Source organism: Enterovibrio calviensis DSM 14347, assembly GCF_000621165.1.
GTDB lineage: Bacteria > Pseudomonadota > Gammaproteobacteria > Enterobacterales > Vibrionaceae > Enterovibrio > Enterovibrio calviensis.
In genome coordinates this window covers 509-12,840 of record NZ_KK211219.1, presented here as the reverse complement: position 1 = coordinate 12,840, position 12,332 = coordinate 509, and the positions used below count along the sequence as shown (strand labels likewise).

Genomic DNA, 12,332 nt, shown 5'->3' with positions numbered 1-12,332 from the left:
TTCGACCAAAATTCAATCGAATTATTAGCATAATAATCGAACGGTTAATCTGAGCGTTTTGAATAAAAACTGATGTTCTGGTGCATTTATTTCACTACAACAACCACTTTTCAGTATGACAAACTTCAAAGAAAACATAATTTCCTCATCAGTCGTTGGCAAAACGCTTAAAAACGAAACACTTATTGATTAAACACTTGCAGCGCGCGCTTTGCACCATATTGAAACCCCCATCGGCGATAGCTTAGCGAAGACCTTCCATTTTCAGACACAAGTAAAACCTCACCAATACCAACCAATGCAGTTTCAATCGCAGATACGAAAAAGCCCGCTCTAATGAGCGGGCTTAGTCTGAATGTGGTCGGTGAAGAGGGATTGGATGGGGCTTACCATCAAGCGAGGCGGCCTTCCAGATGGTTCGACACTTCGACCCGCTCTGGATTGGCGCAATCCAACCACTTTTCTAAACCGCAGATACGAAAAAGCCCGCTCTATTGAGCGGGCTTAATCTGAATGTGGTCGGTGAAGAGGGATTCGAACCCCCGACCCTCTGGTCCCAAACCAGATGCGCTACCAAACTGCGCTATTCACCGAGTGGGGTGGCTAACGGGACTTGAACCCGCGACAACTGGAATCACAATCCAGGACTCTACCAACTGAGCTATAGCCACCACATTATTTTTTTGCCAATTTCTTGCTGTATCCGGATTGGCGCACCCGACAGGATTCGAACCTGCGACCTTTGGCTCCGGAGGCCAACGCTCTATCCAGCTGAGCTACGGGCGCTTGTCCCTGTCGGCGGAGTCGCATATTACGGATATCACCCCTTGCCGTCTAGCACTTTTTTTAATTTTTTTTCCGAGCGCTCTGTTTTTGTTCGATCAGAATAAAAACCGCACTAACAGGCGCAATCATAACGGTTTAACGCAACAATCTAAAGCGCTATAATCACTTAGTGTTTACACGGAGTTAACCTAATCACGGCATAGCTTCGTAGTCAGTCTTATCACAAATGCTAAAAAGATCGCCCCAGTTAGACGATCAATGCCCTTTAATTGTGATAAAAATAACTAACAGCATAAAAAACGCCCGAATTATCGGGGCCAAAAACATATTGGGAGTGAAACCGTGAGCGCAAAGGGAATTTTTTTACGTCGTTTAGCAGTGTCCGCTATCGCCGCGCTGTCTCTGCTAGGCGCAGCAAATGCAGCAGACATGTCTGAAGAAGCCATTGCAGAGCGAATCGCACCAGTAGGCTCTGTCTATTTAGAAGGCCAAGCCCCTGTTGAGACCGCAGCGGTGCCTGCAGGCCCTCGTGCAGGTGATGCCGTATACAACACCTATTGCATGGCCTGTCACTCTACAGGCGCTGCAGGCGCACCTAAAGCAGGTGATGCGGCAGCTTGGGAACCTCGTATTGCACAAGGCAGAGATACACTGATCGGTCACGCAATCAATGGCTTTAACGGCATGCCAGCAAAAGGCACCTGTATGGATTGTTCGGATGACGAAATCGTCGCAGCAATCGACCACATGCTGTCACTGTAAACCATACCGACCTAGCATTGAAAAAGGCGACCCGAGGGTCGCCTTTTTGTTGATTTAGCGTTTGTGGTGATTTGCTCGCGTTAGTCTTTGTTAAGCATCGCTCGTAGGTTAGCGATAGCAGCCGTTCCTTTTGCCATGCGCTCTTCTTGAGTTTGAGGCTTTTTCTTTTCTTCCCATTCAACATCGTCGTACGGAAGCTCTTCAAGAAAGCGGCTCGGCAACGGCTTAATCAGCTCGCCGTATTGGCGGCGCTCTTTGCACAGCGTAAACGTCATTTCTTTTTGCGCACGGGTAATGCCCACATACGCCAATCGACGCTCTTCTTCGACATTGTCTTCATCGATACTCGATTGGTGCGGCAACAAGCCTTCTTCCATGCCAATCAAGAACACGTAAGGGAACTCGAGACCTTTAGACGCGTGCAACGTCATCAACTGCACTTGGTCAGCGTCATCGTTGTCTTCGCCGCGCTCCATCATGTCTCGCAAGGTGAGTCGCTGAACCACTTCTCTTAGCGTCTTAGGTTCATTGTCGTAATTGTCCCCTTCTAGGTCGGCAACAATCCAGCTGTACAAATCCGAGACATTTTTCATCGCCATTTCTGCGGCTTTCGGGCTAGAAGAGCTTTCATACAGCCAATCTTCGTAGTGCGAATCACGCACGAGCGAGCGAACAGCATCGACCGCATCACCTCGTTCGAATTGATCAGACAGCTCTACAATCCAACGGGTAAAACGCTCAATGGATTCTAATCCACGTCCAGTCAGGTGCTGTTGAAGTCCGATTTCGAAACTGGCTGCAAATAGGCTTTTTCCACGCATATTTGCGTATGTTCCCAGCTTTTCGAGTGTCACTGGGCCAATTTCTCGACGTGGCGTGTTCACGATTCGTAAGAAGGCGTTGTCATCATCTTGGTTGGTCAGTAAACGCAGATACGCCATGATGTCTTTGATTTCGGCACGCGCGAAAAACGAAGTTCCCCCTGAAATTTTGTAAGGGATCCGGTTTTGCATCAGGGCTTTTTCAAACAAACGAGACTGATGATTACCGCGATACAAAATCGCATAATCTTTGTAATCCGAGCGATGCATATAACGGTGCGCAATGATTTCACCCACCACACGCTCGGCTTCATGGTCTTCGTTGTTGGCTTTGAGCACTTTTAGCATTTCGCCGTCTGGCAAGGTCGAGAACAAGGTTTTTTCAAACACGTGCGGGTTATTGGCAATAAGGATGTTTGCCGAGCGCAAGATACGGCTGGTTGAGCGATAGTTTTGCTCCAGCTTGATCACTTTGAGGCTTGGAAAGTCCTGATTTAGCATCAAGAGGTTCTTAGGCTGAGCGCCGCGCCAGCTATAAATAGACTGGTCATCATCCCCAACCACGGTAAAACGCGCGCGCTCGCCCACCAGCATTTTGACCAGCTGATATTGGCTGGTGTTGGTATCTTGATACTCATCCACCAGCAAATAACGAATCTTGCTCTGCCAGCGCTCTCTCACCTCTTGGTTGGTTTTCAGCAAGATCACGGGCATTAAGATCAGGTCATCAAAATCCAGTGCGTTGTATGCCTTCATCTGCTTTTGATACATGGTGTAGCAATGCGCAAACAATTGGTCTCGCTCTCCCATCGCGGCAGATTCTGCCTGCTGCGGAGTCAGCATGTCGTTCTTCCAATTGGAGATGGTATGCAGCAATTGCTTAAGCAAATCTTTGTCGCCCTCGAGCTCATCTTCTGTGAGCTCTTTTAACAGTGCCATCTGATCTTGGTCGTCAAATAGAGAGAACCCGGCTTTCAATCCTAAGCTTTTATATTCACGACGAATGATATTGAGGCCGAGGGTATGAAACGTCGACACCGTCAAACCACGCGATTCTTGTTTGCCCAGCGTTTGACCAACACGTTCTTTCATCTCACGCGCTGCTTTGTTGGTAAACGTCACCGCCGCGATATGGCGCGCTTTGTAGTCGCACTGTTGCACGAGGTACGCGATTTTATTGGTGATAACGCGTGTCTTCCCTGAGCCAGCGCCTGCCAATACCAAGCACGGTCCGGACACGTGGTGGACGGCGTCATTTTGGGCTGGGTTCAGTTTCATGGTGTCCTCGATGATTTAGGCAATAGTTAGCCTGTGTATTGTATACCCAGCCATCTCAAGATGCTTGTTCAGCGAGAATTTGTTTGGATAGCGAAGAAAAGCACACTCACCTTGCCCACGATAAAAAATTCAATAAATTCAATGCCGACTTTATCTTGCAGCACGCATCAAAAAACATACAATGAATGAACGTTCATTCATTGAGAGCGCTGTGTTATGTCTGATAAGAAAACACAGATCCTAGAAGCAACGGAACATTTACTCGCAAAACACGGTTTTGACCGCCTCTCTATGCAGATGGTGGCAAAAGAAGCTGGTGTCGCTGCGGGAACCATTTACCGTTACTTTTCGGACAAAGAAGATTTGTTAAGTCAGCTAAGGAGTCATGTTGTTCGCCAGTGTGCGACCAAGATGCTCGGAGGCTTCAGTCATAACATGTCTTTGAAACAACAATTTGTCACGCTGTGGTTAAACGCTTGGCGATTAACGATCAGCCGTGACGACAACGCGATTAACCGAGAACAGTTCGACAGTCTGCCTTACCAAAACAATGGCGAGCAGCGAGTAGCAGAAAGAGAGGCTTTTTCTGCTGTTCATCAGTTCTTTGAACTCGGCATCGCAGATGGAACGTTTAAACCCCTTTCCACCGACGTGCTGTCCGGCATAGGTATTGAACCGGCGATTTGTTTAGCACGGAAACAGGTGAAAGGGATTATTACCCTTGACGAAACAGCACTTGATGGCGTGATCAACGCTTGCTGGGACGCAATTTGCCTTCATAAAGAATCGGAGCAATCTACATGAAGAAATGGTTGATTATGCTAGCCATTGTGGCCGCTATGGCCGCGCCAGTCCTCTACAAACTTAATGATAACCTAGGTAAGTACGAAGCCTTTAAGAACATGCCTGAGGCTGAGTTCCCGGTGACGGTTACTGAAATGGTATCAACCGATTGGGTACCAACCATCCAAGCCATCGGCTTCGTTGAACCCAATCAAGGTGTCACACTGACCAGTGAAGTGAGCGGTGTTATCGAAACCATCAACTTCGAATCAGGTCAAAACGTAGAAACCGGTGATGTTCTACTGGCGCTCGATTCAAAAGTGGAAGTCGCGAACCTTAAGAGTACTCAAGCTCGCCTGCCTGCGGCTGAAGCCAAGTACAAACGCTACCAAGGCTTGTTCCGCAAAGGGTCAATTTCCAAAGAAGCATTGGACGAAGCAGAAGCGAACTTCCGTTCACTTCAAGCGGACATAGAAAGTCTTAACGCGTCGATTGACCGTCGCACCATTGATGCACCATTCGATGGCATCGTGGGTCTGCGTAACGTGTTCCTTGGACAGTATTTGCAGCCGGGCAATGAGATTGTGCGTCTAGAAGACACTTCTATCATGCGCCTGCGATTTACGGTTCCTCAAACGGATATTGCGAAAATCAAGCTGGGTCAGCAAATCGACATTTCTGTCGATGCGTATCCTGACACTCCGTTCACGGGGAAAATCAGCGCGATTGAACCTGCGGTTAACTACCAAAGTGGCTTGATCCAAGTACAGGCTGATATTCCAAACAACCACGGTCAGTTGCGTTCAGGTATGTTTGCTCGTGCGGATATCATTCTGCCGACGTTCGAGAATCAAGTCGTCGTGGCGCAAACCGCCATCAATTTCACCCTATACGGTGAGAATGTGTACGTACTTCGTGAAGAAGACGGTGAAATGCGCGCGTATCAGCAAGTGGTAAAAGTTGGTGAGCGTAAAGGTCACATAGCACAAGTGCTTGAAGGCTTGAAAGCTGGCGACAAAGTGGTGACGTCGGGTCAAGTTCGCTTGAGTAACGGTGCCAAGGTTAATGTTGTAGAAAGCGATGCCCTAAACCCACCGGCTGAGCTGCCACAACTGTAAGAGGCCGCCATGAAATTCACTGATATTTTCATAAAGCGTCCGGTGTTAGCAATTTCGATCAGCTTTTTGATCGCCTTGCTGGGCCTGCAGTCTATGTTCAAGATGCAGGTTCGCGAATATCCGGATATGACCAATACCGTGGTCACCATTTCTACCAGTTACTATGGTGCGAGTGCTGATCTCATTCAGGGCTTTATTACCACGCCGCTTGAACAAGCGGTCGCGCAAGCTGACAACATCGACTTCATGACATCTGAGTCTGTCTTGGGCTCGTCGACGATTACGGCGTATATGAAGCTCAACACCGACCCGAATGCCGCCCTTGCAGATATATTGGCGAAGGTGAACTCGGTACGTGCTCAGCTACCTGGCGAATCTGAAGACCCATCGGTATCGATGTCTACAGGCTCTACGACGGCGGTGATGTACATCGGCTTTACGTCTGAAGAACTCGACTCAAGCCAAATCACTGACTACCTAGAGCGTGTAACCAAACCACAGCTGTTTACGGTCGGTGGTGTGGCGAGTATCGATCTTTATGGTGGTCTGAAATACGCCCTACGCGTTTGGTTAGACCCTGCGAAGATGGCTGCTTTCAACCTCACCGCAACGGATGTGATGGGCGTGCTAAACGCCAACAACTTCCAATCTGCGACAGGTCAGTCGATTGGTACCTACATGGTATACAACGGCTCAGCAAACACGCAGGTTTCGGATACGGAAGAGCTTAAGCGTCTTGTTGTGTCTACTCAAAACGGTCAAGTGCTTCGCCTTGGTGATATTGCTGACGTCTCGCTAGAGAAAAGTCACGATGTTTACCGCGCAACGGCAAATGGCTCTGAGGCAGTAGTTGCAGCAATCAACGCGGCACCAACAGCCAACCCAATCAACATTGCGGCAGATGTACTCGCGAAGCTCCCTGATCTTGAGCGCAACATGCCAAGCAACATCAAGATGAACATCCTTTACGACTCGACCGTTGCGATCAACGAATCGATTTATGAGGTTGTTAAAACCATCATCGAAGCAGCATTGATTGTACTGGTAGTGATTACCCTGTTCTTGGGTTCATTCCGTGCAGTATTGATCCCTATCATCACCATCCCACTGTCTTTGATTGGTGTGGCCATGATGATGGAGCTATTCGGCTTCTCGTTGAACTTGATGACGCTGCTGGCAATGGTATTGGCCATCGGTCTGGTGGTCGATGATGCAATCGTCGTTTTGGAGAACGTTGACCGGCATATCAAGCTCGGGGAACCGCCTTTCCGCGCTGCCATCATTGGTACGCGTGAAATTGCAGTGCCAGTTATTTCGATGACACTCACACTGGCAGCAGTGTATGCGCCTATCGCTTTGATGGGTGGTATCACGGGCTCGCTGTTCAAAGAGTTCGCGTTGACCCTTGCTGGCGCGGTATTTGTCTCCGGTATTATCGCGCTGACACTGTCTCCAATGATGTGTTCGAAGATGCTGAAAGCCAATGAGAAACCAAGCAAATTCGAAGCAAAGGTTCACCACTTCCTTGAAGCGATGACTGAGCGCTACGCCAAAATGCTGAAAGGCGTGATGGGCATGCGTCCTGTGATCATCACTTTCGCGGTCATTGTGTTCGCAAGCTTGCCAATGCTGTTCAAGCTTATCCCAAGTGAGCTCGCACCGGCAGAAGATAAAGGTGTGTTGGTAATGATGGGTACTGCGCCGTCTACGGCCAACCTTGATTACATTCAAAACACCATGGCAGAAGTTAACCAGAAACTGGCTGAACAACCGGAAGTGGCGTTCTCTCAGGTGTTTTCTGGTGTGCCTAAGTCTAATCAGGCGTTTGGTATTGCCTCACTTGTTCCATGGAGTGAGCGTGAAGCCAGTCAGGCTGATGTCGTGCAACGTATGGGCATGGAAGTGAAGGACATCCCAGGAATGGCTGTTACCGCCTTCCAGATGCCTGAGCTGCCAGGTGCATCTTCAGGCTTGCCGATTCAGTTTGTTATTACCACGCCGAACAACTTCGAAAGCTTGTTCCAAGTGGCATCTGATATCTTGGCGGAAGTGAAGAGCAATCCTCAGTTTGTTTACTCAGACATGGATTTGAACTTCGATTCAGCAACGATGAAGATCAACATCGACAAAGACAAAGCCGGCGCTTATGGCGTAACAATGCAGGACATTGGTATTACCTTGGGCACCATGATGGCGGATGGTTATGTTAACCGTATCGACCTTGATGGCCGCTCTTACGAGGTAATCCCACAGGTTGCGCGTAAATTCCGCCAAAACCCAGAGTCTGTGAAAGGTTACTACGTTCGTTCAGCAAATGGTGATGCCGTACCTTTGGGCTCGCTCATTACTATCGATGTGATTGCAGAGCCACGTGCACTGCCTCACTTCAACCAGCTGAACTCAGCGACGATCAGTGTTGCAGCTGCTGGTATGCCAATGGGTGATGTGATCAACTGGTTTGAAAACGTCGCGGCAGAAAAATTACCTTCAGGTTATCAGCATGATTACCTTGGTGAGTCTCGTCAGTTCGTGACGGAAGGCAGCGCACTTGTCGGTACCTTCATGCTGGCTTTGGCCGTTATCTTCTTGGTTCTGGCGATTCAGTTCGAGTCATTACGTGACCCGCTGGTGATCTTGGTATCTGTTCCGTTGGCTATTTGTGGCGCATTGATTGCGTTGGCCTCTGGCGCGGCAACCATGAACATCTACTCGCAGGTTGGTTTGATTACTTTGATTGGTCTGATTACCAAGCACGGTATTTTGATCTGTGAAGTAGCCAAAGAAGAGCAGCTCCATAATGGCCTGAGCAAAATGGATGCGGTGATGGAAGCGGCGAAAGTCCGTCTACGCCCGATATTGATGACTACGGCAGCGATGATCGCGGGTCTTATCCCACTGATGTACGCAACGGGTGCTGGTGCAGCTCAACGCTTCAGTATCGGTATTGTTATCGTCGCAGGTCTGACGATTGGTACGCTGTTTACCTTGTTCGTGCTACCTGTCATCTATTCTTACCTGGCTAGCCGCCATGAGCCGCTACCTGAGTTTGAAGAAGACTTGAAGGCATAAGACAGCAAACATTAATGTACTGATGTCGATGTGAATCTTCACATCAAAATAAAGGGTCTCTTTGTGAGACCCTTTTTGTATTTTCTCGTATAGAAAAGCATCGCCATCCGACAAATGTGCAAAAGACAGTTTCGACAAAAGCAGTCGTGTTGCTTAGAATAACGGCATCAAAATAAGGAGTAACGCATGTTCGATCCCAAAAAGCTGGAGCAAATCGCCAAGCAAATTCATGAGTCAATGCCAAAGCCAGTGAAGGATCTGGGCAATGACGTTGAACAGAAAGTACGTGAAGTGATTCAAGGACAACTCGCTAAACTAGATGTAGTGAGCCGAGAAGAGTTTGATGTGCAAACCCAAGTTCTCCTTCGCACTCGTCAAAAGCTGAGTGAAATGGAGCAGAAGTTGGCAGAGTTCGAGCAGAAGCTAAACGAGAAATCTGACGCTTAATCATTGCCACTCAATAAATCAGCTTTAAAGCAAAACCCAGAATTAAAAAACCCGGCTTTCGCCGGGTTTTTCGTATTCAATTCGTCAGTGCGAAATGGTTAGTCACCAACCGCAATGCGCTTCATGTCAGTCATGTAGCCACGTAGCTCTTGACCAATCCACTCTACTGGGTGGCTGCGTAGTGCGTCGTTAACAGCAATCAAGGTTGCGTTGTCAGCGTCGTTGCCTACATCACCAAGGCCTTTACCAATAACGTCAGTGCCAACACCCGGCATGAACTTCTCACGCAGTAGCGGTGTTGCAACGTTTGCGAACAAGTAGTTACCGTATTCAGCAGTATCAGAGATTACCACGTTCATTTCGTACAAACGCTTACGTGCAACAGTGTTGGCAATCAATGGAAGCTCATGCAGTGACTCATAGTATGCAGACTCTTCGATAATGCCTGATGCTGTCATTGCTTCAAACGCCAACTCAACACCTGCGCGAACCATTGCAACCATCAAGATACCGTTGTCGAAGTACTCTTGCTCAGAGATCTTAACGTCTGAATCTGGGTATTGTTCGAATGCAGTTTCTGCCGTCTCTTCACGCCAGCCTAATAGGTTTGCGTCATCATTTGCCCAGTCAGCCATCATCGTTGATGAGAAGTGGCCAGAGATGATGTCGTCCATGTGCTTGTTGTAAAGCGGACGCATCAGATCTTTCAGATCTTCAGACAGTTCAAATGCTTTGATCTTCGCAGGGTTAGACAGACGATCCATCATGTGTGTGATGCCGCCGAACTTCAGTGCTTCTGTGATCGTTTCCCAACCGAACTGCAGCAGTTTACCTGCGTAGCTTGGGTCGATACCGTCAGCAACCATCTTCTCGTAACATACGATAGAACCCGCTTGAAGCATGCCACACAAAATGGTTTGCTCACCCATCAGGTCAGATTTCACTTCAGCAACGAAAGATGATTCAAGAACACCTGCGCGATGACCACCCGTTGCAGCAGCCCAAGCTTTTGCGATTTCGTGACCTTCACCTTGTGGGTCGTTCTCTGGGTGAACGGCCATCAGAGTAGGAACACCGAAACCACGCTTGTACTCTTCACGTACTTCAGTACCTGGACACTTAGGCGCAACCATCACTACTGTGATGTCTTTACGAATTTCCATACCTTCTTCAACGATGTTGAAGCCGTGCGAGTAGCCCAGTGCAGCGCCTTGTTTCATCAATGGCATCACAGCACTAACAACACTGGTGTGCTGTTTGTCTGGCGTTAGGTTAACGACCAAGTCTGCTTGTGGGATCAAGTTTTCGTAGTTATCTACGTTGAAGCCGTTTTCTTTGGCGTTCTTGTAAGACTGACGCTGCTCGTCGATAGCAGCTTGGCGAAGCGCGTAAGACACGTCTAGGCCAGAGTCACGCATGTTTAGGCCTTGGTTAAGACCTTGCGCACCACAACCAACAATAACCACTTTCTTACCTTTTAGGTAATCCGCTTCATTGGCAAATTCCGCTTTGTCCATAAAACGGCAAACACCTAGTTGAGCCAATTGCTCGCGTAGATTCAAGGTATTGAAATAGTTAGACATGTCGAATACTCCGTAAGAAAAATCTGTCCTTGAGCGACGTGAGCATGACAAGCTGCCACATCGAATTGGGTTCATAATAGATCAGGCGGTAAATTGCTTAAAGTGATATATTCACAACATGTAATTGCAATTTATGCAACATAGAGAACGACAATGGACGTCAAACATCTACAATTCTTTATCCACCTTTGTGATAGCAAAAACTTCTCCAAAACCGCGGCGGCTATGCACATCAGCCCATCGGCACTCAGTCGGCAGATACAAAAGCTCGAACAAGAAGCCAATCAACAGCTTTTCCTTCGCGACAATCGCAGTGTGGTGCTTACCCCTGCAGGAAAAAAACTATTGCCTATAGCGATGCGAATACTGTCGGAATGGCAACAATACCAAAGCCAAGCTGATGCATCAGAAAATGACTTACGAGGTGAACTCCGCCTGTTTTGCTCAGTGACAGCAAGCTATAGCCACTTGCCGGAATTACTCTCAGAGTTTCGTATTCGTCATCCATTTATCGAGCTCAAACTCTCAACGGGCGATCCTGCGCAAGCTATCGACAAAGTGCTGCTTGATGAAGCTGATATCGCCATATCCGCAAGACCCGAGCAACTGCCAGCCAAAGTAGCATTCAAAGCCATTAGCGAAGTACCGCTATCAGTTATTGCGCCTGCGGGTGTCAGTAGCTTTGCAGATGCATTGCAAAAAGAAACGCCTGATTGGCACGCGATTCCATTCATCGTCCCCGAAGCAGGTACCGCCAGAGAAAGAGCCAACACTTGGTTCAAACAGATGAAGATAAAACCCAACATATATGCACAAGTGTCTGGCCATGAAGCCATCGTGAGTATGGTTGCTTTGGGTTGTGGGATGGGTATCGCACCAGATGTCGTCATCAACAACAGCCCAGTGAGAGAAAAAATAGAAAGGCTTCGTCTTGCTCCGATCAAACCTTTCGAACTTGGTGTATGTAGCCTGCGCTCGCAGCTGAATAACGCTTTAGTTAAAGCGCTGTGGGATATCGCAGAAGACAAAAGCATTACTATCTAGCTGAACGAATATCGATTTCGTCTCAAGCTTGGTTAGTTAGGATTTTGTCAGACTAAAGAAATGGCGTCTATTCTCCCTATTTCACATCAATAGGTTGAGAAGACATGTCTCTCATCGATCGCGTTGGAAAAGCATTAGAACCCATAATGTTGGCGATGGGATTAATTAGCCCACTCGCAACACTCCCTCAGATCTATAAGCTCTACTTTTCGCACAGTGAACATGCAGCAGGCTTATCTCTCATCACTTGGCTTCTTTACGCTTGTATCGCGTCATTATGGACAGTCTATGGGTTGTACCATAAGAATCCAACCATATGGGTCGGCAACGGATTGGGTTTCATTATGTATGTAGCAATGGTTATAGGGATCGTCATTCATACAGGTATAACGCTATAGCACTGTCCGCTTTTTGTATGAGCTCAAACGCAAAAAGCCCAAGCAATTCAGCTTGGGCTTAATGTTCCTGTATCAATCACGTCGTCACAACGGTATTTGAGGCAGGCTGCTACACCTGAACGGCTTGTTATCTATCAGGATTAAAATACTACAGACGATAAAAAGCCCCGCTATTGCTAGCGAGGCTTCTTAATAAATGGCGGAACGGCCGGGGACGCGCACGTCCGGGACTCAAGCCGAAGG

Annotated in this window: 8 protein-coding genes, 3 tRNA genes and 1 pseudogene; 7 read left to right on the top strand and 5 right to left on the bottom strand. The window is 48.0% G+C overall.

The window, feature by feature from the left end; all coding sequences use genetic code 11:
- Window positions 1-516 precede the first annotated feature (516 nt).
- From Q365_RS0123965 to Q365_RS0123955, 3 genes are all read right to left on the bottom strand, one after another.
- Window positions 517-593 (bottom strand) — tRNA-Pro (locus Q365_RS0123965).
- Window positions 594-595: 2 nt separating this feature from the next.
- Window positions 596-671: transfer RNA gene (locus Q365_RS0123960), tRNA-His, on the bottom strand.
- A gap of 38 nt (window positions 672-709) precedes the next feature.
- Window positions 710-786: transfer RNA gene (locus Q365_RS0123955), tRNA-Arg, on the bottom strand.
- Between the two features lie 342 nt (window positions 787-1,128).
- On the opposite strand from Q365_RS0123955, the gene Q365_RS0123950 reads away from it, so the two are divergent.
- The gene (locus tag Q365_RS0123950) at window positions 1,129-1,548 is read left to right on the top strand and encodes a c-type cytochrome (protein ID WP_028025740.1); all 420 of its coding nucleotides are present in this window, start codon (window positions 1,129-1,131) and stop codon (window positions 1,546-1,548) included.
- Between the two features lie 80 nt (window positions 1,549-1,628).
- On the opposite strand, the gene rep is transcribed toward Q365_RS0123950, so the two are convergent.
- A complete protein-coding gene (rep, locus tag Q365_RS0123945; protein WP_028025739.1) occupies window positions 1,629-3,647 on the bottom strand; it encodes a DNA helicase Rep in 2,019 nt (672 codons plus the stop codon).
- A 216-nt stretch (window positions 3,648-3,863) separates the two neighbouring features.
- Here rep and Q365_RS0123935 point away from each other — a divergent pair, with 216 nt between their 5' ends.
- From Q365_RS0123935 to ubiK, 4 genes and pseudogenes are all read left to right on the top strand, one after another.
- Complete coding sequence (locus tag Q365_RS0123935; RefSeq protein ID WP_028025738.1) at window positions 3,864-4,451, top strand: TetR/AcrR family transcriptional regulator; 588 nt, start codon at window positions 3,864-3,866, stop codon at window positions 4,449-4,451.
- A 92-nt stretch (window positions 4,452-4,543) separates the two neighbouring features.
- A pseudogene (locus Q365_RS0123930) lies at window positions 4,544-5,548 on the top strand (efflux RND transporter periplasmic adaptor subunit); the annotation flags it as partial.
- 9 nt (window positions 5,549-5,557) lie between these two features.
- Window positions 5,558-8,617 (top strand): multidrug efflux RND transporter permease subunit, encoded by a 3,060-nt coding sequence (locus tag Q365_RS0123925; RefSeq protein ID WP_028025736.1) that lies wholly within the window; start codon window positions 5,558-5,560, stop codon window positions 8,615-8,617.
- Between the two features lie 186 nt (window positions 8,618-8,803).
- A complete protein-coding gene (gene ubiK / locus Q365_RS0123920) occupies window positions 8,804-9,064 on the top strand; it encodes a ubiquinone biosynthesis accessory factor UbiK (RefSeq protein WP_028025735.1) in 261 nt (86 codons plus the stop codon).
- Between the two features lie 98 nt (window positions 9,065-9,162).
- Here ubiK and ilvC read toward each other — a convergent pair whose 3' ends face one another.
- Window positions 9,163-10,647 (bottom strand): ketol-acid reductoisomerase, encoded by a 1,485-nt coding sequence (ilvC, locus tag Q365_RS0123915; protein ID WP_028025734.1) that lies wholly within the window; start codon window positions 10,645-10,647, stop codon window positions 9,163-9,165.
- Between the two features lie 153 nt (window positions 10,648-10,800).
- Between ilvC and ilvY the strand changes: the two genes are divergently transcribed.
- Together ilvY and Q365_RS0123905 are read left to right on the top strand one after the other, a co-directional pair.
- Window positions 10,801-11,691 (top strand): HTH-type transcriptional activator IlvY, encoded by an 891-nt coding sequence (gene ilvY / locus Q365_RS0123910; RefSeq protein WP_028025733.1) that lies wholly within the window; start codon window positions 10,801-10,803, stop codon window positions 11,689-11,691.
- A 104-nt stretch (window positions 11,692-11,795) separates the two neighbouring features.
- Window positions 11,796-12,089, top strand: a complete 294-nt coding sequence (locus tag Q365_RS0123905; RefSeq protein WP_028025732.1) for a SemiSWEET transporter — start codon at window positions 11,796-11,798, stop codon at window positions 12,087-12,089.
- Window positions 12,090-12,332 lie beyond the last annotated feature (243 nt).

Coding starts and splice junctions, on each gene's coding strand:
- Q365_RS0123925 (WP_028025736.1), top strand. CDS start 5,558: ATGAAATTCACTGATATTTTCATAAAGCGTCCGGTGTTAGCAATTTCG.
- Q365_RS0123905 (WP_028025732.1), top strand. CDS start 11,796: ATGTCTCTCATCGATCGCGTTGGAAAAGCATTAGAACCCATAATGTTG.
- ilvY (WP_028025733.1), top strand. CDS start 10,801: ATGGACGTCAAACATCTACAATTCTTTATCCACCTTTGTGATAGCAAA.
- ubiK (WP_028025735.1), top strand. CDS start 8,804: ATGTTCGATCCCAAAAAGCTGGAGCAAATCGCCAAGCAAATTCATGAG.
- Q365_RS0123935 (WP_028025738.1), top strand. CDS start 3,864: ATGTCTGATAAGAAAACACAGATCCTAGAAGCAACGGAACATTTACTC.
- rep (WP_028025739.1), bottom strand. CDS start 3,647: ATGAAACTGAACCCAGCCCAAAATGACGCCGTCCACCACGTGTCCGGA.
- ilvC (WP_028025734.1), bottom strand. CDS start 10,647: ATGTCTAACTATTTCAATACCTTGAATCTACGCGAGCAATTGGCTCAA.